The 24,674-nt window shown below is 59.8% G+C and carries 26 protein-coding genes; 16 read left to right on the forward strand and 10 right to left on the reverse strand.

Features of this window, described 5'->3' with window-relative positions:
* Positions 1 to 304: 304 nt before the first annotated feature.
* From IE093_RS18495 to IE093_RS18505, 3 genes are read left to right on the forward strand one after another with little or no spacing between them, the layout of a single operon-like run.
* Positions 305 to 1,045: a substrate-binding periplasmic protein gene (locus IE093_RS18495; protein ID WP_189471794.1), complete on the forward strand. Its 741-nt coding sequence runs from the start codon at positions 305 to 307 to the stop codon at positions 1,043 to 1,045.
* Positions 1,042 to 1,800: a substrate-binding periplasmic protein gene (locus IE093_RS18500; protein WP_229803734.1), complete on the forward strand. Its 759-nt coding sequence runs from the start codon at positions 1,042 to 1,044 to the stop codon at positions 1,798 to 1,800. Before IE093_RS18495 ends, IE093_RS18500 begins: the two co-directional genes overlap by 4 nt.
* A complete protein-coding gene (locus IE093_RS18505) occupies positions 1,797 to 3,074 on the forward strand; it encodes a GGDEF domain-containing protein (protein WP_189471796.1) in 1,278 nt (425 codons plus the stop codon). Before IE093_RS18500 ends, IE093_RS18505 begins: the two co-directional genes overlap by 4 nt.
* Positions 3,075 to 3,086: 12 nt before the next feature.
* Here IE093_RS18505 and IE093_RS18510 read toward each other — a convergent pair whose 3' ends face one another.
* The 5 genes from IE093_RS18510 to IE093_RS18530 form a co-directional block, all read right to left on the reverse strand.
* Positions 3,087 to 3,869: a DUF2182 domain-containing protein gene (locus IE093_RS18510; RefSeq protein ID WP_189471797.1), complete on the reverse strand. Its 783-nt coding sequence runs from the start codon at positions 3,867 to 3,869 to the stop codon at positions 3,087 to 3,089.
* A gap of 24 nt (positions 3,870 to 3,893) precedes the next feature.
* Positions 3,894 to 4,541 carry a DUF1326 domain-containing protein gene (locus tag IE093_RS18515; protein WP_308427214.1) on the reverse strand — a complete coding sequence of 216 codons (648 nt, stop codon included), beginning with the start codon at positions 4,539 to 4,541 and terminating at the stop codon, positions 3,894 to 3,896.
* Positions 4,542 to 4,780: 239 nt separating this feature from the next.
* Positions 4,781 to 6,022, reverse strand: coding sequence for a M20 family metallo-hydrolase (locus tag IE093_RS18520; protein WP_189471801.1), 1,242 nt, complete (start codon positions 6,020 to 6,022; stop codon positions 4,781 to 4,783).
* Between the two features lie 134 nt (positions 6,023 to 6,156).
* The gene (locus IE093_RS18525) at positions 6,157 to 6,465 is read right to left on the reverse strand and encodes an AzlD family protein (protein ID WP_229803736.1); all 309 of its coding nucleotides are present in this window, start codon (positions 6,463 to 6,465) and stop codon (positions 6,157 to 6,159) included.
* Positions 6,462 to 7,124: an AzlC family ABC transporter permease gene (locus tag IE093_RS18530; protein WP_189471803.1), complete on the reverse strand. Its 663-nt coding sequence runs from the start codon at positions 7,122 to 7,124 to the stop codon at positions 6,462 to 6,464. The genes IE093_RS18525 and IE093_RS18530 overlap by 4 nt, the downstream gene beginning before the upstream one ends.
* Positions 7,125 to 7,360: 236 nt before the next feature.
* Between IE093_RS18530 and IE093_RS18535 the strand changes: the two genes are divergently transcribed.
* The 9 genes from IE093_RS18535 (at position 7,361) to IE093_RS18575 (ending at position 16,870) form a co-directional block, all read left to right on the forward strand.
* A complete protein-coding gene (locus tag IE093_RS18535; RefSeq protein ID WP_189471805.1) occupies positions 7,361 to 8,497 on the forward strand; it encodes a C4-dicarboxylate TRAP transporter substrate-binding protein in 1,137 nt (378 codons plus the stop codon).
* Between the two features lie 59 nt (positions 8,498 to 8,556).
* A complete protein-coding gene (locus IE093_RS18540) occupies positions 8,557 to 9,186 on the forward strand; it encodes a TetR/AcrR family transcriptional regulator (RefSeq protein WP_189471807.1) in 630 nt (209 codons plus the stop codon).
* Complete coding sequence (locus tag IE093_RS18545; protein WP_189471809.1) at positions 9,183 to 9,692, forward strand: TRAP transporter small permease; 510 nt, start codon at positions 9,183 to 9,185, stop codon at positions 9,690 to 9,692. Before IE093_RS18540 ends, IE093_RS18545 begins: the two co-directional genes overlap by 4 nt.
* Before the next feature lie 9 nt (positions 9,693 to 9,701).
* A complete protein-coding gene (locus IE093_RS18550) occupies positions 9,702 to 11,009 on the forward strand; it encodes a TRAP transporter large permease (protein ID WP_189471811.1) in 1,308 nt (435 codons plus the stop codon).
* 20 nt (positions 11,010 to 11,029) lie between these two features.
* Complete coding sequence (locus IE093_RS18555) at positions 11,030 to 12,256, forward strand: metal-dependent hydrolase family protein (RefSeq protein ID WP_189471813.1); 1,227 nt, start codon at positions 11,030 to 11,032, stop codon at positions 12,254 to 12,256.
* 314 nt (positions 12,257 to 12,570) lie between these two features.
* Positions 12,571 to 13,977 carry an aminotransferase gene (locus IE093_RS18560; RefSeq protein ID WP_189471815.1) on the forward strand — a complete coding sequence of 469 codons (1,407 nt, stop codon included), beginning with the start codon at positions 12,571 to 12,573 and terminating at the stop codon, positions 13,975 to 13,977.
* A 73-nt stretch (positions 13,978 to 14,050) separates the two neighbouring features.
* The gene (locus tag IE093_RS18565) at positions 14,051 to 15,397 is read left to right on the forward strand and encodes a Na+/H+ antiporter NhaC family protein (protein WP_189471817.1); all 1,347 of its coding nucleotides are present in this window, start codon (positions 14,051 to 14,053) and stop codon (positions 15,395 to 15,397) included.
* A gap of 8 nt (positions 15,398 to 15,405) precedes the next feature.
* Complete coding sequence (gene aguA / locus IE093_RS18570) at positions 15,406 to 16,542, forward strand: agmatine deiminase (RefSeq protein WP_189471819.1); 1,137 nt, start codon at positions 15,406 to 15,408, stop codon at positions 16,540 to 16,542.
* 88 nt (positions 16,543 to 16,630) lie between these two features.
* The gene (locus IE093_RS18575; protein WP_189471821.1) at positions 16,631 to 16,870 is read left to right on the forward strand and encodes a glycine zipper domain-containing protein; all 240 of its coding nucleotides are present in this window, start codon (positions 16,631 to 16,633) and stop codon (positions 16,868 to 16,870) included.
* Positions 16,871 to 16,944: 74 nt separating this feature from the next.
* On the opposite strand, the gene IE093_RS18580 is transcribed toward IE093_RS18575, so the two are convergent.
* From IE093_RS18580 to iolG, 5 genes are all read right to left on the reverse strand, one after another.
* A complete protein-coding gene (locus tag IE093_RS18580) occupies positions 16,945 to 17,121 on the reverse strand; it encodes a hypothetical protein (protein WP_189471823.1) in 177 nt (58 codons plus the stop codon).
* A 121-nt stretch (positions 17,122 to 17,242) separates the two neighbouring features.
* On the reverse strand, positions 17,243 to 17,368 hold the full coding sequence (locus IE093_RS18585; protein WP_422730998.1) for a 5-deoxy-glucuronate isomerase: 126 nt from the start codon (positions 17,366 to 17,368) through the stop codon (positions 17,243 to 17,245).
* Between the two features lie 15 nt (positions 17,369 to 17,383).
* Positions 17,384 to 18,253, reverse strand: a complete 870-nt coding sequence (locus IE093_RS18590) for a MurR/RpiR family transcriptional regulator (protein ID WP_189471825.1) — start codon at positions 18,251 to 18,253, stop codon at positions 17,384 to 17,386.
* Positions 18,254 to 18,536: 283 nt separating this feature from the next.
* Positions 18,537 to 19,340 carry a 5-deoxy-glucuronate isomerase gene (iolB, locus tag IE093_RS18595; protein ID WP_189471827.1) on the reverse strand — a complete coding sequence of 268 codons (804 nt, stop codon included), beginning with the start codon at positions 19,338 to 19,340 and terminating at the stop codon, positions 18,537 to 18,539.
* Positions 19,341 to 19,380: 40 nt separating this feature from the next.
* On the reverse strand, positions 19,381 to 20,376 hold the full coding sequence (gene iolG / locus IE093_RS18600; RefSeq protein WP_189471829.1) for an inositol 2-dehydrogenase: 996 nt from the start codon (positions 20,374 to 20,376) through the stop codon (positions 19,381 to 19,383).
* Between the two features lie 287 nt (positions 20,377 to 20,663).
* Between iolG and IE093_RS18605 the strand changes: the two genes are divergently transcribed.
* From IE093_RS18605 to IE093_RS18620, 4 genes are read left to right on the forward strand one after another with little or no spacing between them, the layout of a single operon-like run.
* Positions 20,664 to 21,599 (forward strand): sugar ABC transporter substrate-binding protein, encoded by a 936-nt coding sequence (locus IE093_RS18605; RefSeq protein WP_189471831.1) that lies wholly within the window; start codon positions 20,664 to 20,666, stop codon positions 21,597 to 21,599.
* A gap of 50 nt (positions 21,600 to 21,649) precedes the next feature.
* Positions 21,650 to 22,780, forward strand: a complete 1,131-nt coding sequence (locus tag IE093_RS18610) for an ABC transporter permease (RefSeq protein WP_189471833.1) — start codon at positions 21,650 to 21,652, stop codon at positions 22,778 to 22,780.
* A 1-nt stretch (position 22,781) separates the two neighbouring features.
* Positions 22,782 to 23,660: an ATP-binding cassette domain-containing protein gene (locus IE093_RS18615; RefSeq protein ID WP_229803738.1), complete on the forward strand. Its 879-nt coding sequence runs from the start codon at positions 22,782 to 22,784 to the stop codon at positions 23,658 to 23,660.
* Positions 23,641 to 24,486, forward strand: a complete 846-nt coding sequence (locus IE093_RS18620; protein ID WP_229803740.1) for a TIM barrel protein — start codon at positions 23,641 to 23,643, stop codon at positions 24,484 to 24,486. The genes IE093_RS18615 and IE093_RS18620 overlap by 20 nt, the downstream gene beginning before the upstream one ends.
* Positions 24,487 to 24,674 lie beyond the last annotated feature (188 nt).

Below are 24,674 nucleotides of genomic sequence, written 5' to 3' on the forward strand. Positions count from 1 at the left end.
ATGCTCATGCCTTGCGCATGGCTGACCTGGATCGTGGCGCGTTCTTCGATGCTGAGTTCTGAATAGGCCATGGAGGCAACACCTTACCGGAATGGTCAGGTGTTGCACTCAGTTTCTGCGGCCAAGGATTTTCGTCACAAGTATGTCACACCCGCCACTATCTCATTCGATACTGAATTTCAGGGATGACAGCAGGAAAGCCCTGATTTATGTTGAAACGGTACTCATCAAAAAGGAGGCCAAGCTGAGAGTGTGGCTCTCTATATATATCAACTATAACTAATAAGCTTGGGCGGGAAAGGGAATGAAAAAGTCTTCATGGCTCGCATGCTGCCTGCTGGTCGCAACGACCGCATCCGCAGATTTGAACGGCCTAACCTATATTACGGAAGAATATCCTCCCTATAACTTCAAGAGAAATGGGGAAGTGCAAGGCATTTCCGTTGATGTACTGACCGCCATATTCGAAGCAACCGACTCCGACCTGAGCCATGATGACATTCGCATCCTGCCTTGGGCTCGGGGATACGATACGGCCCTTAAAGAGCCCAACACGGTGCTGTTTTCCACCACACGCACGACATCACGCGAGACACTGTTCAAGTGGGTAGGCCCCATTGTCCGGGACCGGGTGACGTTGCTCGCACGCCGGGACCGAAATATCGACATTGCTTCCATCGAAGACCTCAACCGGTCGAACTATCAAGTGGCGGTCATTCGCGAAGATATCGGCGCCCAACGCCTGCTCGAATCGGGTGTTGATCAAGAAAAGATTCTTAGTGCGATATCCAATGTCAGCGCCATGAAAATGCTCAACCGAGGCCGGGTCGATTTATGGGCCTACAGCGAAGACGTCGCCTTCTGGCTCATGGAGGAAAACGGGCTGAATAATGACGATTTCGAGTCCATATATACCTTGAGTGAATCGTATCTATACTTCGCACTGCACCGGGACACGGAGGACCGTTTGGTTGACGCCATGCAGGCGGCTCTGGACAGACTGCGTGAGCAGGGTGTCATCGAAGTCATCTCGGAGCATCGATGAAGAAAAAGACGGTTAGGATCGGTCAACGACTGGCACCGTTAATGGTCATCCCCCTGCTTCTGCTATCCCCTTTCTCCCAAGCAGGGACACTGATCTTCAATACGGAAGAGTACCCGCCATTCAATTTCGTCAACTCGGCCGGCAATATCGACGGCTTTTCCACGCGCCTCCTCGAAGCGACATTGGACGAGGCAAACCTCTCGGCCACCTTTCGTCTCTTGCCGTGGGCAAGGGCCTATACCGAAGCGCAGCTTCGTGAGCACCACTGCGTTTTTTCCACGGCCCGAACACCGGAGCGCGAATCCCTTTTTCAGTGGGTCGGACCACTTGTCGTGACCGACTGGGCCGCCTTTGCCTTGACCGACATCGATATCCAGGCAAGCCGTCTAAGCGAACTGGAAAACCTGCGCGTCGGCAGCTTCCGGGGGGATGCCGTGGGTCGTTTCGTCGAGAATAGTGGTGTGCCGATATTGGTCACCGCCGCCGACCGGGAGAATATCTCACGCCTGGAGGCCGGTCTGATCGACGTCTGGGTCAGCAGTGAAACGGTTGCCCGTCATATCGCCGCCGAGGCCGGGGTATCGATAGAACGACTATTCACTTTCAACCAAGCGGAAATGTACCTGGCCTGCCACCTCTCAGTGCCTGAAACCATATTGACGCGTCTTCAGACATCGCTGGATACGCTACGTAGCGAAGGCCATTACGAGCGCATTCGCGAGCGTGTGCTGAGGCAGTGGGAGCGGGAGCCATGAGCGATTTCGTTCCGACGGGCCGGCGCAAGGGTATCTCACGCTGGCGAGGCATTACCGCCAAACAGGCAGTGTTGACCCTGATCATCGCCGTGCTGCTGAGCATTCTCGCCGGCATGGCCGAGCTGACGACAGACGTGCGCATCATGCGAGAAGAAGTGCAGGTGCAGACTCGAAAGCTGCTCGAGTTGGTGGACGGTACCGCGGCCGAAGCAGCCTTTCAGCTCAATCCGGACCTGGCGCAGCAAGTGGCGAATGGTCTGTTCGAAGGCGGTGACGTGAAGCGGGTAGAGCTGCGCGATGATTTCGGCCGCACCATGGCCCGGCGCGAACTGCAGCGTGACACCGGGGCCGGCTGGTTCTCGAGCGCGTTATTCGGAGACATCATCCACTATGCTGGCATTCTCGAGTATGAGATGGGCAGCGGCATACCTCCCGAGCCAGTGGGGGAAATCGAGCTGACGCTAGCACTCGACAGTCTTGGTCGCTCCTTCCTTGAACGGGGCCTGCTCATCTTCACGCTAAGTGTGGTGAAAGCCCTTGCGATTGCCGCCCTGGTCGTGATGGCGTTCTATTTCCTGATAACACGTCCGTTGCTCAAGGTGCATGCGGCCATCTCGGAGGTCGACCCACAACGGCCGGGAAACTGGCCAAAGCCCCGACTCAAACACCATGCCAACGATGAACTGGGCCATCTGGTGGAAGGTCTGGACGATCTGTTGAATGCCTTCCAGCGAGGCCTGAACCAACGTGACCACTTGCACCAGATATCCACCATCGATGGGCTGACGGGCATCGCCAACCGGCGCCGTTTCGATGCCTTTCTCTCCGAGGAGTGGCGCCGCGCCAAACGCTCGGGTCAAGAACTGTCGATCCTGTTCATGGACATCGATAACTTCAAGGCCTTCAACGACAACTACGGTCACGTCATGGGAGACGATTGTCTGCGCGATGTGGCCCGAGCCCTCACTCAGACAGTATCTCGGGCTTCCGATCTGGTGGCGCGTTACGGCGGCGAAGAATTCGTCTGTGTTTTGTCCGATACCGACCTCCATGGCGCACTAGCCGTGGCACGTAGAATCCACGCAGCCGTTCTGGATCTGGCAATACCCCACGCCTTTTCCGACACACACGATTGCATCAGCCTGAGCATCGGCGTAGCCAGCGCGACGCCAAACAAGCAAGGCGCCACCCCCGACCAGTTGCTGGAAACCGCGGATCGGCACCTTTACCAGGCCAAGAGTGACGGTCGCAACTGCGTGATCTGTCAGCCATAGAGCCTCTGGGTCTCACCAGGGGAGCGCCACCCACAGGGTGGCACCTCCCCAGCCAACCAGCACCACGCCCAAACCGCGTCCCAGCCAATGCCCTGCAGGGGCCAATTTTTCGACCAACACCCAAAGCGCCAGGCCGGCGATCCAGACCAGGTTCATGACGCCGCCGACGAACAGCAGCAGCATCAGCACCCAGCAGCAGCCGACACAGTACATGCCGTGCCGCAGGCCCATCATGAAGGCACCTCCCGCTCCCTTGCGCCACTGCGTCAGCATGAAGTCCAGAGGCGAGCGGCAGTGCCGAAGGCAAGCGTATTTCAACGGCGTCCACTGGTAGATTCCCGCTCCGATCAACACCACGCCAGCCGCAATCAGGCTGGTCATCGTCATCATCGGCGAGAGCAGCGCGACGCGCTCCAACGCGTACTGCAACGCAACCGCCAGCACGCTGAACAGCACCCAGATCACGAGATATCCCGAAGCGAAGATGCCCGAGGTCAAGGCTCCCTGTCCACGCGCCCGACACCGGCGTGATATGGTGACGTGCAACAGGATCATCGGCGCGGCACTAGGCAACATCATCGCTGCCATCATCACCACCCACATAACCAGCATCAGACCCGCTTCGGCCAACGTCCAGGGTGCAAGGCTCATGGGCATCAGCATGGTGCCCACCCTCGCCATGGACGCGGCCTCCACGAGCAGATAGCCCCAGCACAAGGCAATGACGACGCTCAGCCCGGTAATCACCAGCAGCCGGTCGCGCCGCAGTACGCTTTCCATCGTCGAAGTGCTCATCGCTAGAGCGCCGACTTCACCGCACTACGCCGCCACCCCTTGCGGTGTCTGCACCACATGCGCCAGCGTACTGTGCGACCCGGTGGTAGTGAAGGCGATCGCTCCGCTACTCTGGATATTCGCCGCGGCGACCTCGCCTTCAAGATGCTCGAACCCTTCGGGCATCACGACACGTATCCGATGCGGCTCGCCGGTTACCGGGTTCTTGATCGGCTCCACATCGCTTTCGAGCACACCGGGAATGTCGAGACGGGCCGTCCGCGCTTCCTGGTCGAATTCGACCGAGATCGGGGTGAATATGGGATCGTGCATCTTGGTCACGATCAGGCTGAAGATGTGGAACAGCGTGCCTTCGTCCGAGTGCTCCCCCGACATGATGGCGAACAATGCCTCGCGCTGTTCCGGGCTGGCCCGTTCATCGATGAGCGGCTGAGCCTCGCCGTTGCCTTCGTGAAGCGGCCCCGGGAAATGCACGACGACAAAGAATCCCAGACCGTCCAGGCGGACATCCTCGAAAAACCCGTTGTCGATCTGCATGCCCAGAAACCCCCAACATTCCCCATGGGTCGGGGGAGCATTGAAATCGCAGGGACAACCAAATGCGCAGTTGCAATTCTTGATCCATCGACCTTCAAGCCGCCAGTTTGCCTGTGCCATAACCGCAGCCTCCATTTTTTATCGGCAGAGGAACACCTTCCTTGGACGATGCCTTGCTCCCTGGTCATCTCCGTAGTTTAGGTTCTGTCTGAAAAGTCGGCGAGCGAAGTCCAGGCAAGGCAAAAATCATCGAGAAACGGACCGGGCTCGCGTGCGAGTTTACGGGGATGTAAATGAGCATTTTGAGATGATTTTTAACGCCGCATGGGCAAGCGCAGACAGTTTTCGGACAGAACCTAGCGGTCATGAGAGCATCATGCCGTGGCCATTCCAGCTTTCTCGAGCATGGCTTCCAGCAACACCTGGCAGCCCAGCGCACAGTGCTCGGGTGTGGCATATTCGGCCTCATTGTGGCTGATGCCATCGCGACAGGGGATGAAGATCATCGCGGTCGGCGCCACCCGCGAAACGTACACAGAGTCGTGGCCGGCGCCGCTCATCATCCGGCGATAGGGCACCCCTTGGGCCCGAACGGCGGTTTCCAGCGACTCGATGCAGCCGGTGTTGAAATGCACCACCGGCGATTTCCAGATCCGCTCGCTATGGACCGCTACGCCGAAGGCCTCACCGGCAACGGCCAGCTCGTACTCGAAAACGGCTTCCAGGGCATCCAGCTCGGCTTCCACCACATGGCGCAAGTCGACGGTGAGGCGCACCTCGCCGGGGATCACGTTGCGTGATGCCGCCTCGATATCCAGACAACCGCAGGTGACCTTGGTGTCGCCACTCTCATCGGCCAACGCATGGGCCTGCAGGCGGTCGATCAGACGCGCCGCGGCGGCAAGCGCATCGTGGCGATAACGCATCGGGGTCGGCCCGGCATGGGCGGATTGGCCGGTGAAGGTCACGTCGAACCAGCGCATTCCTTGCACGCCGGTCACGACCCCTAGGCTCTCGCCCTCTTCTTCCAGCACTGGGCCCTGTTCGATGTGCAACTCGAAGAAACTGGCCAGGCGCGGTTCGCCCACCGGCACCGGACCCGCGAAGCCGGTGGCGTCGAGTGCTTCGCCCAGGGTTACGCCATCGCGATCCTTGCGGGCCAAGGTCGATTCGACACTGAACTCGCCGGCATAGGTGCCCGAGGCGACCATGGCGGGAGCGAAGCGACAGCCCTCCTCGTTGGTCCATACCACCAGTTCCAGGGGCCTCTCGGTGACAATGCCCTGGTCATGCAGGGTTCGGAACACCTCGAGTCCGGCCAGCACACCGAGCACGCCGTCGAAACGCCCGCCCTTGGGCTGCGTATCCAGATGACTGCCGGTAGCCACCGGGTCCAGGTCATCACATTCCCCGGCACGGCGAATGAACAGGTTGCCGACTCGGTCCACCCTCACCGTGCAACCGATCGCTTCGCACCATTCGATCAATAACCGTCGACCGGCAGCGTCTTCCTCGGTCAGCGCCAGACGGCAACTGCCGCCGTTCTCGGTGGGGCCGATCTCGGCCATGGCCATCAGGCTGTCCCACAGCCGTTGGGAATCAATGGAAACTGACATGATCGCCTCGCTTGTTGTTTGCTGAACGGAAATCGCTTTCAGCCTAGGCAAGACACCCCAGCACCGATATACCCCAATCGGGATATGATCGATGACCAAGACCGCCATATCGGTCGACTATGTTCATATGAAACTCACACGAGCCAGCGCCATAGACTGGCACTACATATGCCGGATGCGATTCCCAGCAAGGGGTTCCTGAGCCATAACGCCGTGCCACCAGCAGCCACGGCAGCCAGTCGAGTTCCACCGTCACCATGCACGATCATTGGGGTAATCACGGCAATCAGCACCGAACTCGACATGGCATTGACGAAACGCCTGACGCGAGGCCCAATCGGCACCCTCGACATGATCACCAACCCGCCCGCTCGAGACAAAGTCGTGATCGCCACCATGATCGCAATCGCCAACAGCGATTGGCTTGCCGCCAGCCAACTCACTGCCCCACCTCTTGCCGTTCTTTGCCCGAAGCAAGAACCGCAACCAGCCCACCCGTCAAGGCACCGACCACGACATGCAGGTAAGCAGGCAACCACCAGTAAGCGAGCAAGGCACTGACCGCTGCAGCGGCCCAAGGCAAGCACATCGCCGCACGCGGGCTTGAGCCAACGATGATCACCAGCAGAAAACACATCATGATCACGTCGAGTCCGAAGCGTTCCGGTGCAGTGATACCGCCACCGAATTCAAGGCCAATCGCCGTCCCGACTACCCATGCCGACCACAGCGCTATGCCACCGCCCAGTAGAACCCCTACGTTACGCTCGCCACGCTGATACTCACCGAGCGCCATGGCCCAACTGGAGTCAGTCAAGAATCCCACCGTAGCGAACTGCTGCCGGCGTGGCAGCGGGTATAACCAAGGGTACAAAGCCGCACTCATCAACACATGACGGGTATGGATCGTCAGGGTGGTGGCCGCCAGAGCCAGCAACGGCAGTGGCGACTGCCATAGCTCGAGGGCCGCGAACTGCGAGGGAGCGGCGAACATGAACACACTCATCAGCATCGCTTCCCAGTCAGCCAATCCGCGGTGCGTTGCTGCGACCCCAAAGGCCACCCCAAAAGCCACGGTAAACGCTGCCAGCGGCAGCATCATGCGAATGCCTCTCCAGGTTCCAGGAAGATCCAGTCGCGTCGATTTTTCCTCTTGCATCATGCCATTAGAGCCTTTCGTGTTAAGTTTCCCCATAAAAACAAACAGACCTGCTTGTTTTTTTTGTTAAGCCGAGTCTAGGCTGAACCGAGCGTGGTCGTCACCCGAGCACCACGCTGACCAGATGACTGGTACCACAATAGCAACAAATTGCCGACCGTCACGGACTGGAGAACTACATGACCTTCCACTCTAACAAGCTGACGCTGGCCATCGCCGCCTTAGCGATCCCTGCCATAACGACGTCAGCAATGGCCTCCACTTCGTTCATTGCCAATTCCTTCTACGATCAGCAACACCCCCATTCCCGCTACGGCTATATCGAGTGGGCGGAAACGGTGAAGGAACTGTCCAACGGCGAATTGCAACCCGAGGTCTATACGGGCACCGTCCTGCTGGCTCCTCGCGCCAGCCTACAGGGGATTCAGGACAATATCGCACAGGTCGCACACCATGCCGCCGTGTATACCCCCTCCGAGATGCCGGTTGCCAACGCGATCCAGGAACTGGGCTTCAATTTCGATGACCCGCTCATCGGCATCCTTGCCGTAACCGACTTCAGCCTCAACAACCCTACTCAACTCGAAGAATGGGAAGAGTTGGGTATCGTCTATCTAGGGGCCTATAACACCCCGCCCTACGTGCTGTTTTGCCGCGAACCGGTGCGCACGCTCGATGAATTGCGCGGCAAGCGTATCCGTACCGCGGGCTCCACGGTTTCCGCATGGGTCGAGGAAGCCGGCGGTATCCCGGTCAACGTACCTTCCAGCGAGATGTACAGCGGCCTCGATCGTGGCTCACTCGACTGTGCATCGAACGCCGCCAACGACTTGATCGATCGTTCACTCTGGGAAGTGGCCGAGCACACCACCCTGCTACCGACCGGCATGTACTGGTCAGGCCCACAGTGGGGCTTCAATCCAGAGTTCTGGGCCAGCCTCAGCGATGAACACCGAGACGTTTTCAAGGAGGCTACCGCCAAGGCGATGACGCGCATGATCGTGCAGTACCTGGGTACTGCGGATGCCGCGCTCGAAGAAGCCATCGCCAAGGGCAATAACGTCTACGAGCCTGGTGCAGACCTGATGGCCTCGGTGGAAGACTTCCGCGAACGTGCCCTGGGAAACGTATATGACACCGCTCGCGATAAGTACGGGATCGCAGACGCGGAATCGCTGATCGATGACTTCCTGGCGACTTACGCGAAATGGGAAGAGCTCGTCGGTAGTGTCGACCGCGAGGATGAGGAAGCGCTGGCCGAACTGGCGAGCCGTGAAATCTTCGATAAGCTGCCGGCTGACTACGGTATTTATTGATACCTACCGGTATATCAGGGGTCGACAAGTGCGACCCCGCTTGACGAAGAGAAGCCACCATGACAAAGCGCCAGAAGCAAGAGGATCGGTCCCGGCAAACCCAGTCCCGGATCATGAAGGCGACACTCGAATGCATTCTGGAAAAAGGCATTCGCGCCACCTCGACGGTCGATGTCGCCAGGAAGGCAGGGGTATCACGGGGAGCGCTGGTCCATCATTACCCATCCAAGGAGTCACTGATGCAGGCCGCCTTGGAGGATCTGCTGAACAAGGAAGTCGATAGCGTTCGCGACATGGCCATGCAGGTCAAATCAGGTTCTCTGAACTTCGACACTCTGCTTCAGGCACTCCACGAACATTTCAAAGGTGACATGTACATGGTCACTCTGGAATACCTCACCACGGCGCGCACCGATACCGCCATCATGGATGTCCTTCAGCCCTTGGCGGCAAAGTTCAACGCCTCGCTGGAGCATATCTGGGAACAATTGGTTGTCAGTGCCGAACACACCTCGCACCACAAACGGGTCGCGCTCAATGCCACACTGTGCATGATGCGTGGGATGGGTGCACAGAGCATCTGGCGCGATGACCCCGAGCTTTATCGCGACATGCTGGAGTTCTGGAAGCAAACCTTGCTCGACCTGGGATTCACCGCTTCATCCGAGACGGGGAGGCAACCAGCATGACGGGGCGCCTCGATACTTGTCTGGAAACCCTAAGCATATGGCTCAGCAAGGGAGTCCTGACGCTATCGACCATTTTCCTGGTATTGATGGCGCTGCACGTGACATTGGATGTCGCCTTACGTTACCTCCTCGGCAAGTCGTTTCCCGGCACCCTGGAAGTCGTGTCCTTCTATTACATGGTTGCCGTGGTCTTTCTGCCACTGGCCTACGTCGAACTCAAGCAAGAGCATATCAGCGTCGACGTACTGGTGGGTCGTTTCCCAGTGGGAGTGCAACTCGCACTCTACCTGTTTGCCGGCACACTCGGACTGATCTACTTCGGCATGCTCTGCCATCAGAGCTACCTGGATGCCGTGCAAGCCACCTCACGGATGGAAACGGCCATGGCCAATTTCACATTCTACTTATGGCCAAGCCGTTGGGCGCTACCGATTGGCTTCGCTGCCATGTGCCTCGCCATCTTCGCCAACATGATCAAGGCACTACGCCTTCGTCAAGCGCTGTAGGAATCCTTCATGAGCCATCTCGAGATCGGCGTGGCCGGTATTGCCATTGCCCTGGCCCTGATCGCGCTGCGTGTACCAATCGGCATTGCCTTGGGCCTGGTATCCATCTTCGGTATCAGCGAAATGACCACCATGCGTGTGGCCTGGGGCATGATCTCCGCCACTCCCTTCGATTTCGCCGGCACCTGGGAGCTGACTGCCGCTCCCATGTTTCTATTCATGGGCTACCTGTGCACCACCACCAACATGACCCAGGGGCTCTTCCATGCCATGCGCCTCTATCTGGCGCGCCTGCCCGGTGGCTTGGCGGTGTCCAGCGTCATGGCATCGGCCTTTTTCGCCGCTGCCTCGGGCTCGAGCGTGGCTACTTCCGCGGCCATGTCCCGCATCGCCGTGCCTGAAATGCTCAAGCACAACTACGACAAGGGCCTGGCCACCGGCACGGTGGCCGCTTCCGGCACCCTGGGCTCGCTGATTCCACCCAGTGTGCTGCTGGTGCTCTATGGCGTTTACGCCCAGGTTTCCGTTGGCCAGTTGTTCATGGCTGGCTTCCTGCCCGGCCTGCTCTCGGCACTGCTGTATATCGTCATGATCATGGTCAGGACCGGACTCGACCCGAGCCTGGCCGGCAATACCGATGTTCGCTCCAGTTGGGACGAGAAGTGGGATGCCTTCAAGGATATCTGGCCGTTGCCACTACTGATCGGAGCCGTGCTCGGTGGCATTTTCCTGGGCGTCTTCTCGCCGACCGAAGCCGGTGCCGTGGGTACCACCATCGCCGCGGTGATCGCCTTCACCCGACGCTCCCTCACCATGGAAGCCATCAGGGAGGCCCTGGTACGCACCTCCGTCAGCACCGCGAGTATCTTCATCATCCTGATCGGCTCGCTGTTCTTCACCCGGTTTCTGGCAATGAGTGGCGTACCCGCCGCTTTCTCGGAGCTGATCCTCGATGTCAGCACCGACACCTGGTGGATCATCCTTGCCGTGACGCTGATCTACCTGGTGCTCGGCATGTTCATCGATTCCATCGGCCTGCTGCTGCTCACCCTGCCGCTAATCCTTCCCTTGGTACAGGGCGCCGATCTCAATCTGGTGTGGTTCGGCATCATCGTCGTCAAGCTGCTCGAAGTCGGCCTGGTCACCCCACCGATCGGGCTCAACGTGTATGTCATCAAGGGCGCGCTGGGCAAGAGCGTGACCCTGCCGGAAGTCTTCAGGGGCGTAAGTTGGTTCATCGTCATGGACATCATCGCCCTGCTGTTGATCGTGCTGATCCCGGCACTATCGCTCTACCTCCCCCAACGCATGTTCTAACCGTCACTCAAGGAATGCCAATGACAACGACACGCCTCATCAACGCCAACGTGGTCGACACGCGACGCGGCGAGATTCTGACCGATCAGGAAGTCCGCATTCAGGGTGGACGTATCGTCGAGATCAGTGACACGCCGCTGACTGGTGAAGACGACAGAACCATCGACCTCAAAGGCCATTTCCTGATGCCCGGGCTGGTGGATTCGCATGTCCACGTCACCGCCATTACGCCCAATTTCGCTTTGCTGGAAACGCTATCGCCGTTCTATGTCGGCGCCAAATCCAGCGAATTGCTCGAAAACATGCTCATGCGCGGCTTCACTACCGTTCGCGATGCTGGCGGTGCCGACTATGGCCTGGCCAAGGCTGTGGAGGAAGACAGCCTGCTCGGCCCGCGCATTCTCTACGCAGGTAATGCCCTCTCCCAGACCGGTGGTCATGCCGACATGCGCGGTCCGGGGCAGCAAACCTTCGAGGGCTGCTTCTGTTGTGCTGGGCTCGGACGCGTGTGCGACGGTGTCAGTGAAGTTCGCCGCGCCGCACGCGATGAAATTCGCAAAGGGGCCACTCAGATCAAGATCATGGCCTCGGGGGGCGTTTCTTCACCGACCGATCGTATCGATAGCACGCAATTCTCCATCGAAGAGATCGATGCCATCGTCGAGGAGGCCACCGCCGCCAATATCCATACCATGGCGCACGCCTATACCGCGCGTGCCATCAACCGGCTGATTCCCCGAGGCGTCAGGACCATCGAGCACGGCAATCTGATGGATGAAGAGAGCTGTCGGCTTTTCCTGGAGCACGACGCCTATCTCACGCCGACACTGTCGACCTACGATGCGCTAGCGAAGGAAGGCGTCGAGGCCGGAATGGCGGCTCACCTGCAGCAAAAGGTTTTTGACGTACTGGATGCCGGTGGCAGAGCGCTGGAGATGGCCCATCGCCACGGTGTGAAGATGCTTTACGGTTCCGATCTGCTCGGGCGCATGCAGCGCCATCAGCTCAACGAGTTCCACCTGCGCAAGGACGTCGTACCGGCCGCGGAACTGATTCGCTCCGCCACCTGCAACGCCGCGGATGCCTATGGGTATAAAGGTGACTTCGGTGAGGTCATCCCGGGGGCTCGCAGCGACCTGCTCGTGCTGAAGGACAACCCGCTGGATGACATCAATGCCCTGACACAGCCAAATGAGCAACTGCTGATGATCATGAAAGCTGGACGCCTCTACAAGAACCTACTCTAGGGAAACACTGAATAATTGCCTGCGCGGGCGAATCGCTGCGTTACGCGGTGCTCGGAAGCCTCACATATACCCCATATGCTCCGGTTCCTGTGCTCCGGGCGCCTTGCGCTTCACTCCGCTCGTCGATTTATTCAGCGCTTCCCAAGTATCCTCGCCCCATTAGGGAAGCGCCCCGTGTTTCCCGGATCGGTGCATGAGACATCCGAACAGACCTCATGCGCCGATATACCCCAATCGGGATATGTCATCGAACGTTCGGACCTCGCTAGTCTGCTCTCGGCTCCCTTCGATTCACACAATAAGAGGCCGAGACCATGAACGAGATCCTCAAGGCACCCCGAGCCTACGATACCGAGGTGCTGTGGCAGAAGGACAAGGACCACTTCATTCACCCCTTCACCGACTTCAGCGTCTTCCACGAACAGGGTTGCGATCTGATCACCGGTAGTGAAGGCATTCATGTCGAAGACTCCCACGGCAATCGCTTCATCGACGGTATCGCCGGGCTGTGGTGCGTCAACGTCGGCCATGGCCGCAGCGAGATCGCCCAGGCCATGGCCGAACAGGCCACGCGCATGGCCTATTTCTCGACCTTCAACAATCTCTCCAATGCCCCGGCGGCGGAACTCGCCGCCAAGCTCGCTGAGTTGGCTCCCGCGCATCTCAACCACGTGTTCTATAGCTGTGGCGGCTCGGCAGCCAATGACGCCACCATCCGCCTGGTGCACTACTACTTCAACCGCCTCGGCAAACCCAACAAGAAACGCATTCTGTCACGCCGCAATGCTTACCATGGTACGACGTATCTCGCCGCCAGCCTGACCGGTATCGAGAGCAACAACTGGGATTTCGATACCCTCGACCACCTGGTGACCCACCTCAGCGAGGCCAACTGCTATCGCCGCCCGGAAGGCATGAGCGAGTCCGAGTACTGCGACCATCTGGTGAAGGAACTCGAGGACACCATCGAGCGGATCGGCGCCGACAATATCGCCGCCTTCATCGCCGAACCAATCATGGGCGCCGGTGGCGTGCTGATGGCACCCAAGGGTTATCACAAGCGCATGCAGGCGGTGTGTCGTGCTCACGACATCCTCTACATTGCCGACGAGGTAGTCACCGGCTTCGGCCGTCTGGGGCATTTCTTCGCCTCCGAGGCGATGTTCGACACCCAGCCGGACATCATCAACGTCGCCAAGGGCCTGTCATCGGGTTATGCCCCCTTGGGCGCCACGCTGATCTCCGACGAACTCTACGAAGTGCTCGGCACGCCGCAGCGTAAGGGCGGCGTGCTCAGTACCGGGTTCACCTACTCCGGGCATCCGGTGAGCTGCGCCGCGGCGTTGAAGAACATCGAGATCATGCAGCGCGAGTCGATCTGCGACAACGTCCGCGAGGTCGGCCCCTACTTGGAGGAACGGCTCAAGACCCTGGCTCACCACGCGACAGTGGGCGACGTGCGTGGCAGCCACTTCATGCTGTGCATCGAAAATGTCGCCGACAAGACAACCAAGAAGCTGCTGCCGGTGGAAGCGCGAGTTGGCGACCGCATCGCCTTCGAGGCCCAGCAACGCGGCCTGATCGTCCGCCCGGTGGGGCACCTGAACATCGTCTCGCCACCGCTGATCTGGGATCGCGGCGTGGTCGACCGGGTAGTGGAAACCCTCGACGAGTCGCTGGCCGCAACCACCGCCACGCTGAAACGCGACGGTTATCTCTGACTTGAGCCGCAAGGGACGGACCGGCCCAGGTCCGTCAGGAAGCTCCATTACAACGACAAGACGAGATTGTCCCATGCAAAGCTTTGGACTCTGGAGCCTGCTGCCCACCCTGGTGGTGCTGGGCATGGCGATTATTACCCGCCGCACCATCGAATCGCTGATGGCCGGCACCCTGGTCGGTTTGCTGATGATCGACCCCACCACGGTGGTCAGTCAGGGTTCCGATATCCTGCTGAAGGTGCTCGGCAACGACACCGTGACCTGGATCATACTGGTCTGCGGGTTGTTCGGCAGCCTGATCGCACTGCTGGTCAAGACCGGCGGGGTGCTGACCTTCGGCGACACCGTGACCCGGCGCATCCATACCCGCAAGCAGAGCTTGCTGGCCACCTGGCTGCTGGGCCTGGTGATCTTCGTCGACGATTATCTGAATGCACTGACCATCAGTGCCTCGATGAAGAAGATCACCGACCGCTTCAAGGTCTCGCGCGAGATGCTGTCGTATGTGGTCGACTCCACCGCGGCACCGATCTGCATCCTGGTCCCCTTCTCCACCTGGGCGGTGTTCTTCGCCGGTCTGCTGGAAGACAACGACGTCACCGGGAGTGGAATGAATCTCTATATCGAGGCGATTCCATTCATGTTCTATGCCTGGATCGCCGCCGCCATCGTGCCGCTGGTGGCACTGGGCGTAATACCGGCCCTGGGGCCGATGAAGGCCGCCGAGGCGCGCGCCGCTTCCGGCCAGTCGATGCCCGAAGGTGTCGATGACGCCGCCCTGGAGGTGGAGGATGACGGTCGCCGCCGACCTCACCTGCTCAATTTTCTGCTGCCCATCGCCGCGCTGATCGGCTTCACCTGGTACTTCGAGATCGACATTCTACGCGGGGTGATCGTAGCACTCGCCGTGACCTTGGCACTGATCTTCAGCCAGCGCCTGCTGAGCTTTCACGACACCTTCGACACGGCGCTGGAAGGCTTCAAGGCGATGATCATGCCGCTCGGCACCCTGGTCGCCGGCTTCACCCTCAAGGAGGTCAACGATGTGCTGGGCCTGACCGAGTTCGTGATCGCCACGGTGCAGCCGCTGATGACACCGGGCATGCTGCCGGCGGTAGTGTTCGTCACCATGGCCTTCCTGGCCTTCGCCACCGGCTCCTTCTGGGGCCTGTTCGCCGTGGCCATGCCGATCGTGCTGCCGTTGGCAGCCAGCGTCGACGCCAACATGCCACTGGTGATCGGCGCGCTGATCTCGGCCAGTTCCTTCGGCAGCCATGCCTGTTTCTACGGCGACTCTACCGTGCTCTCCGCCCAAGGCAGCGGCTGCACGCCAATGGCCCATGCCCTGACCCAGCTGCCCTATGTACTGATTGCCGCCACCCTCGCCACTGGTGTATTTCTGGTGGTGGGCCATCTGTGAGAATTGTCATGACCCATATATCGACCACTACCCATACGAGTTCCACGGCAGCCGCCACACCCGCGGACCTGGGCTTTGCCATGCCCGCCGAGTTTTCCCCCCACACTGCCTGCTGGATGCTGTGGCCGCAGCGCCCGGATACCTGGCGCTATGGCGCCAAGCCCGCGCAACGGGCCTTCGTCGAAGTGGCCACGGCCATTGCCGAAAGCGAAACCGTCTATGTGGGCGTCAACGACGAGCAATATGAAAACGCCCGTAATCAATTGCCCGCCGATGTGCGCGTGGTGGAACTCTCCAGCAACGACGCCTGGATGCGCGATGTGGGCCCGACCTTCGTCACTCACCCCGACGGCCGGCTGGCAATGGTCGATTGGGAGTTCAACGCCTGGGGTGGACTCAAGGGCGGGCTCTACTTTCCCTGGGACAAGGATCGCCGCATTCGCACCAAGATCGCCGAGATACTGGGTATCCCGCGTTTCGAGGCACCGGTGGTGCTGGAGGGCGGCGCCATCCACGTCGATGGTGAGGGCACCTTGATCACCACCGAAGAATGCCTGCTCAACCCCAACCGAAATCCTGAGGTCGACAAGGCCAACATGGAGCGCCTGCTCGGCGACTATCTAGGGGTGGAAAAGATCATCTGGCTACCACGCGGTTGCCATCTCGACGAGACCGACGGCCACATCGACAACCTGTGTTGCTTCGTGGCTCCCGGCGAGGTGGCATTGAACTGGTGCGATGACGAGACGGATCCGCAGCATGCCATTTCGCGTGAAGCACTGAAGGTGTTGGAAAACGCCACCGATGCCCGCGGTCGCGCGTTAAAGGTCCACAAGCTGCTCCAGCCCGGGCCGCTTTTCATCGCCGAGGAAGAAGCCAGCGGCATCGATCGCCTGAGCAGCTCTCATCCACGCCAGCCAGGCGATCGCATGGCCACTTCCTACGTCAACTTCTACATCGGCAACTCGGTAGTGGTAATGCCACTGCTCGACCCGGCTCGCGACGACCAAGCCAAAGCGACACTTCAGGGTCTATTCCCCGACAGGCGGGTAATCGGCGTGCCCGCGCGCGAGATCCTGCTCGGTGGCGGCAATATCCACTGCATCACCCAGCAGCAGCCACTTGCGTCTTCCCATCAGGCATGAGGCAATAAGAATAAAGAAACAGCGTTTTGAAACTCCGACGACGAATTGACAGTCCAATGTTGCGATCCTCAACGGAAGGAGGGACATCATGAGGAAGTTACTCACAACTGGACTGTTGACTATCGCTCTGGCAATTGGGCTCGCTGCCTGCGGTACCACTCCCACCGAGCGCGCCACCAGCGGTGCTGGGGTGGGAGCTGCTGCCGGCGCGGGAGCCGCCGCCGTCACAGGAGGCAGTGTGATCCGTGGTGCGGTGATCGGTGCTGGCGTTGGAGCTGCCACCGGAGCCTTGACCGATGAAGAGGACATCAACCTCGAAAGGGATTAGCGGCATGCGTCAGCGCCTGGCAAAAAATGCCCCGCGAAAGCGGGGCAAGCCAAGCGAGGGAGACGTCGTCATGCCTACTGCTGGAAAGACTCCAGGTTCTCCCTGGTCACCAATACGAACGGAATCATGATCTTGCGGTCGACGGCCTCGCCAGCGATCAGGCGCATTGCCGCTTCCACCGCACCGGCCCCCTGGCCGGCGGCATCCTGAAACACCGTGACCGCCAGTTCGCGCTGCTCCAGCGAGGCCAAGGCATCGGAGTGATCTTACCCAGTAATCTTGGACACCGGGTTACGCGATTTTCCTGGCCTCGAGGGCCTCGGGACTGATCAGCCCAATCGCACTGTGCCTTGGAGAGCAACAAAGGTTAAATCACTGCTCGACGATCCATTCGTGAATCGGGTCGTTCTGGAATTTCCACTCGCGTTTCGGGCCGGCCATCATATTCAGGTAATTGAGTTCGTAACCGCGGGTACCGCTATTTTCTTTTCTTGTCAGTGATCGAAGCTGGAATCATCCCTGACCACTGGCCGAGTTATCGTCCTTGCCGGTAGCCTCACGGGCCTTGTCCTGCCGAACACCGAGTGCGATCGCCAGCGTTTGGGACAGACACAGTGAGGCCGTCAGGCCGCGGAAACTCTTGACTTCCGCCTCGTGCACCACGAGCGAGACATCGGCCAGCCGTGCCAAGGGACTAAGGTTGGAATCGGTAATCACGACCAGTGGTATGCCGCGTTCCCTGGCCTCGGCGGCAATCTCACGTGACTCCTGGGCATAAGGCGAGAAACTGATCACCAGCAGGGCATCCCGTTTGCCGACGGACTTCATCTGCTCACCGTGCATTCCCCCCAACCCATTGACCAGAAAGGCCCGCTTGTCGATATGGTGCAAGGCGTAGGTGAAATAGCTGGCGACCACAAAGCTGCGCCGTGCCCCCATCACATGCACACTCTCCGCCCGCTCGAAGATGTCCAACGCCCGCTCCAGGTCACGTGGGTCGATACGTCCAGGCAACAATTCCAGGACCTCGCGATTGGCTTCGGCGAACTCCCACAGCAGTTGAGTGCTATCGGGCGTTTCCCCAGTCGCGGAGCGCACCGCACGGATGCGTTCGGCATAGTTGGGCAACTCATCGACAAGACGCGAGCGGAATAACTGCTGCATCTCCGAGAAGCCCTTGAAATCGAAGCTATTGGCAAAACGGATCAGCGTCGAAGGGGTAACCCCCGCCCTTTCGGCCAACTTGGCAACAGTGGCGAAGGCCACTTCCTGGGGGTGGTCCAGCAGAAAGCGTGCTGTCTGTTGGAGACGTCGACTCAAGGAGGCGTATTCCTCAGTAATACGCGCTTCGAGTTCAGCGAAGTCCTGTGGGGTCTGAGACATGGTCGAACTTTCCTTCCGAGGCCACGGCACCCCGGTTTTGACATGATCGCGAGTGCAGTCCAGTGGCAATGAAATAGAAATTTCATGTATACGCTAGTGTAGAATGTACGATTTCCATGGTACAGGAAGTGGATATTTCCAGCCAGCGACCACGAATTTCTCGATGACCAACGGCTGCGGATAAGCCACGTTTCCCAGTGACGGGAAAAGAGACAAAAAACCCCGCCATCAGGCGGGGAAACAAGGCGTCCACACTGTGCCTCGGAGAGAACTGGAGGTTATCTCACCGCTTGACGATCCACTCGTGAACCGGGTCGTTCTGGAATTTCCACTCGCGCTTCGGGCCGGCCATCACGTTCAAGTAATAGAGTTCGTAACCGTGCGGCACCCCTGCCGGGTGATAGCCACGTGGCACCATAACGCAACAGCCATCCTCTACCGCCATGGTCTCGTCCAGCGAGCGGTCGTCCGTGTAGACACGCTGGAAGGCAAATCCTTGAGATGGGTTCAAACGGTGGTAGTAGGTTTCCTCGAGAATGGACTCTTCCGGAAGGTTGTCCACGTCATGCTTGTGCGGCGGATAGCTCGACCAGTTGCCCGCCGGCGTATAGACCTCGACCACCAGCAAACTGTCGGCTGCCTCGGTTTCCGGGAGGATGTCCTGGATATGGCGGGTATTGCTGCCGGTTCCTCGGGTACTGCGCTTGACCTGCTCGGGGGCGATCAACCGTGCCGGATAGCTGCCTTTGCCAGGCGCACTGCATACCGCCAGCTCCAGATCGGTGGTCGCTTCGACACTGAAACCGACACCATTGGGCAGGTAGACGGCATATGGGGGTATCTTCTCGAAGATGTCCATACGCTCACCGATATCCTCCCAGCGGTCGTTGCCGCTGGTCACGGTGGCGCGGCCGGATAGCAGCACCAGGCAGTGCTCTCGGTTACCGGTGTTGCCTTCAATCTGCTGGCCCTTGGAGAGTTTGTGAACCCGAAAACCGACATAGTCCCAGCCAGCGGATTCCGGGGTGACTTCGAGCATTTTACCCTGCTCATCAGGTTGCTGGGGGCGTACCAGAAGCGATGTCATCGATGCCCTCCTTTACAGTCTTCACTAGTCAGTCGGTGGTTCAGCGAATGTCATTCAGGGCAATGCGGCAACCTTCGCGCAGCGAGCGCTCGGCTGCCTCAGCCAGTCGCAGGGCCTCCAGCCCATCCTGGGCACTGGTCAGTGGAGGGCGGTGCTCCTGCCAGGCCGTCACGAAATCGTCGATCTCGTTGCGATAGGCCACCGCATAGCGCTCCAGGAAGAACCATTTCGGCTTGTCCTCGACCTGCCCCTCTTCGCCGGTGAAACGCAACCGCGTATCGGTTTCGTTCTGCGCCTGAAGCATACCGGCACTGCCGAACGCCTCGATGCGCTGATCGTAGCCATAACAGGCACGGCGTGAGTTATTGATATGGCAAAGTCGACCACTCGCCGTCGTCAGGGTGACCATGGCGGTGTCGATATCCCCTGCCTCGCCGATGGCCGGATCGATCAGGCAACTGCCACTGGCCTGCACATGGGTAACTGGCTCATCCAGCAGCCAGCGTGCCATGTCGAAATCGTGGATCATCATGTCACGGAACAGGCCGCCCGAGGCAGCGACGTAGTCGGCGGGGGGCGGCGCCGGATCCCGGCTGATGATGGTCAACGTCTCCAGGGTACCGATACGCCCCTCTACCAAGGCGTGCTTCAAGGCCGCGAACTGGGGATCGTGGCGACGATTGAAGCCCAGGGCACAGGTCACCGGATGGCTGGCCAATACCTCCAGGACCTCTCGGGTTCGCTCCAAGTCCAAGGCGATGGGTTTCTCGCAGAGCACCGCCTTACCGGCCCGCGCCGCCCGCTCCAGGTATTCGGCATGAGTCGGTGTGCTCGAGGCTATCAGCACGGCGTCGATGGCATCATCGGCGAAGATGTCATCGACGCTCAGGGCGCTGCAGCCATACTCCTGGGCAAGCGCTTCAGCCGCGGGGTGATGGAAGTCGGCGACCGCCGCCAGGGTAACCCGAGGGTGACTGTCGATGGCACCGGCATGGACCTTGCCGATACGGCCCGCGCCAATCAGGGCGAGTCTCATAGGGTTTCCTCTTGTTTGTCGCTGGGACATGGATTGTCGTTGCGGTACGTTTCAGGCCCGTCCTATACCGTCATCCCGCGGGAGGGCATACCGGACCTTGCCCAGCCATGACCTAGGCTTGAGTGCTTGTGGGTCAGTCTAGACAAGCGGAATAAAAATTCCATTAATACCAAAGTATAGAATTTATGGTTTGAAAATCCGCATAAATGGAATCTATATTTCATATTGCATCAGCTAGCTCTACAGCGCTGAGAACGACATAACGACAACCACGAGGAATATGATCCATGACACGTCTCTCTCAATGGCTGCTCGCCTCGACCGCTACCGTTGCCCTTATGAGCGGTTCCGTTCACGCGGACGGCAATCGGTTCGTCATGGTTACGCATGGCGTTCCCTCCGACCCGTTCTGGTCCGTGGTCAAAAATGGAGCCGAAGCGGCCGCTGACCAGATAGGTGCCACACTGGAGTATCGCGCCCCGTCCACTTTCGACATGGCCAAGATGCAGCAGCTCATCGAGGCGGCTGTGGCCTCGGACCCAGATGGTCTGATCGTCTCCTTCACTGACGAGGATGCACTGGGTGGCGTCGTTCAGAAAGCCGCCGACAATGGCATTCCAGTCATCACCATCAACTCCGGCGGTGACGTCGCAGGCAAGTACGGAACCCGCCTCCATATCGGCCAAAGCGAATACGAAGCCGGCAAGCAGGCCGCCGAACGCATGCGGGAAATGGGTGTTGAAAAAGGCCTCTGCGTCAATCATGAGCAGGGTAACCAGGGACTCGACCAGCGTTGCGATGGCTTCATTGCAGGCTTTGATGGCAACGCTGAGCAGCTGGCAACGACCCACGACCCTGTGGAGATCCGCAATGCCATCGTCGCTTATCTCAACCAGAACGGCGATGTTGGCGGAATCCTGACTTTGGGCACGCTGGCCGCCGAACCGTTGGTGCGCGCCATGCGTGAGCAGGGTGCCACGGACATGTTCACGCTCGGGACCTTCGATCTCTCCCCCAGCATCCTCGAGGCCCTCGAGCAGGGCGAGCTGGACTTCGCTATCGACCAGCAGCAGTACCTCCAGGGTTATCTGCCCGTGATGTTCCTCGATCAGTACGCCAAGAATGGCCTGCTGCCGGCTGGGGACGTTCCGACCGGCCCAGGTTTCGTGACCCAGGAAAACGCCGCGCAGGTAATCGAGCTGAGCAAGCAGGGCATTCGCTGATATCCACCTAACTGCATGGGCCCGGCATGGCCGGGCCCGGGAGTCGAGTCATGAAATCCAACGAAGCCACTCATTCTACCGCTGCAGCGGCCGGGCATCAGGATGAGCGCCTACGCCAGGTTCCCCTCTGGAAGAAGGCGCTGAGCCGCCCCGAGTTGGGCGCACTGGCCGGGACCGTTCTGGTGCTTGCTTTCTTTATCGTTGCCGCCAGCGGCACCGGCATGTTCACGCCGGCAGGCATCCTCAACTTCCTCGAAGTGGCGGCCCAGTTGGGGATCATCGCCACCGCTGCAGCGCTGTTGATGATCGGTGGTGAGTTCGACCTCTCCATCGGATCGATGATCGGCTTGGCTGGCATCCTGATCGCCATCCCCGCAGTGGAATACGGTTGGCCGTTGTGGGCCGCCATCCTGCTGGCCTTCTCCTGTGCGGCCCTGGTGGGTTGGATAAACGGCTACCTGGTCAACCGCACTGGGCTGCCTTCCTTCATCGTGACCCTGGGCTTCTTGTTCATTCTGCGCGGCCTGGCGATCGGCATCAGCCGTCTGCTGACCGGGCGTACCCAGATCGGTGGTATCCATGACCACATCCCCGGCGACTGGTTTGCGGCCCTGTTCTCGGGCGAGGTGGCCACAGGTCTCTTCAGTTGGATGGCCGCACAGGGCTGGATCGCCACCAACTTCGCGGGCAACCCGGTCGTCACGGGCATTCCGGTTTCTATCGTCTGGTGGCTGGGACTCACCGCCGCAGCAACCTGGGTGCTGCTCTTCACGCCCTACGGAAACTGGATCTTCGCCAGCGGCGGTGATGCCAACGCAGCACGCAACTCCGGCGTGCCAGTGCATCGAGTCAAGATCTCGCTGTTCATGTTCACCGCCCTCTCGGCCACCGTCTTCGCCTGCCTCCAGGTGATGGACACCGGCTCGGCCGACACCATTCGCGGGCTGCTCAAGGAGCTAGAAGCAATCATCGCCGTGGTCATCGGGGGTGCCTTGTTGACTGGGGGTTATGGCTCGGCCATCGGCGCCGCGCTGGGCGCCCTGATTTTCGGCCTGGTACAGATGGGTATCTTCTATACCGGTGTCAACACCGACTGGTTCCAGGTCTTCCTGGGTGTGATGCTGCTGGTGGCCGTGCTGTTCAACAACTTTATGCGCAAGAAGGCGATGGAGGCCAAGTGAGATGAGTGAACGTACGCCCATGATCGAGATGCGCAACGTCAGCAAGCACTTCGGCAGCGTCATCGCCCTGAGTGACATCTCGATGCAAGTGTATTCCGGCGAGGTCATGTGCCTGCTGGGTGACAATGGCGCCGGCAAGTCGACCTTGATCAAGACCCTATCGGGTGTTCACCAGCCGACCCATGGCGATATGCTCCTGGGTGGCAAGCCGACGCGCTTCAAGTCGCCGGCCTACGCTCTGGACGCCGGCATCGCCACCGTCTTCCAGGATCTGGCGATGATCCCGCTGATGTCCATCACCCGTAACTTCTTCATGGGCCGCGAGCCGACCGTCGGCTGGGGTCCCTTCAAGCGTATCGACTGGAAGCATGCCGACCGGATCGCCAAGCAGGAGATGGCCAAGATCGGCATCGATGTGCGCGACCCTAGCCAACCGGTCGGCACGCTCTCCGGCGGTGAGCGCCAGTGTGTGGCCATCGCCCGTGCGGTCTATTTCGGCGCCAAGGTGCTGATCCTGGACGAGCCCACCTCGGCACTGGGGGTCAAGCAGGCCTCTGTGGTACTGCGCTACATCGCCAAGGCGCGTGCCGACGGCCTGGCGGTGATCTTCATCACCCACAACGTGCATCACGCCTATCCCGTTGCCGACGCCTTCACCCTGCTAGCGCGCGGCTCCAGCCTGGGCACCTTCCGCAAGGAAGATATCTCGCGAGAAGAGGTGCTCAACATGATGGCCGGCGGTGCGGAGCTGGAGAGCCTCGATGCCGAGTTGGCCGAGTTCCAGCGCAGTGACCAAGAGCAAAAGGCGGCGCAAGGCGCTGGGGCGCCAGTGTCTACGCCAGGCGCCCCCCCCCAGGCCCATGCCGCCGGCGGTCATTGAAACAGAGCGGAAGCAAGAGCGGATGACCATGCACGCAACGAGAAAGACATCACCCTTCACCCTGTCGGTATGTGCCGAGATGGTGTTCCGGGACTTACCGATGAAGGAGAGGGTCCAGCGGATCGACGCTCTCGGCTTTCAGGTGGAGCTCTGGGACTGGACAAAGCACAACCTGAAGATGCTGGCCGGAACGGGCGCGACGTTTTCTTCTATGACGGGGTATGTGAGCGGCACTCTCTCGGACCGGGAGGGGGCGGATGAACTGGTCCGGACGGCCAGACAGTCCATCGATGTCGCCAAGGAGCTGGGCATACCGCGACTGAACCTGCATGGCACGGGCCTCGATGGAGAGGGGCTTCCCGTCAAGCCCGCCAAGGAGGTCACCGGCGCCATGTGGATCAAGGCCCATGACACCCTGAACCGACTGGCGGACCTTGGCCAGGAACACGGCGTCACCTTCGTCCTGGAAAACCTGAATACCGACGTCGATCACCCCGGCGTGCCCTTCGCACGGGCCGCCGATGTGCTGGAACTGGTGGCGAGCGTAGACCGCCAGGAAGTCCGGATGATGCTGGATCTCTACCATGCACAAATCGGCGAGGGAAACCTGATCGAGCTGATTCGACGGTGTGCGCCCTATATCGGGGAAGTCCAGGTCGCCGACGTGCCGGGACGCTGTGAGCCAGGCACGGGGGAAATCAACTATCCAGCAATTGCCCAAGCTCTTTTTGATATCGGCTATCGAGGCAACGTGGGACTGGAAGGCTGGGCATCGGACGACGACGAACTCGCCCTGCAACGGTTCGCAGAGGCATTCAGCCTTTAATTTGATGCATTGAATGGCCGCTTTCTCGCCACGGAAAACCGCGCTTTACGCCGAATGAGCTTCCGCGAAGAAAAACATCCCGCAAGCCTTCCATGAACCGGTGCAGGCGGCTGGCCGCGATGAGGCATCGCCATGGATTGGTGGCGCCATAACGCTGCGAGAGCGGGAAAGCGCACGTCGGGCCTACT

The sequence above is a fragment of the Litchfieldella qijiaojingensis genome (genome assembly GCF_014651875.1).
GTDB classification, from domain to species: domain Bacteria; phylum Pseudomonadota; class Gammaproteobacteria; order Pseudomonadales; family Halomonadaceae; genus Litchfieldella; species Litchfieldella qijiaojingensis.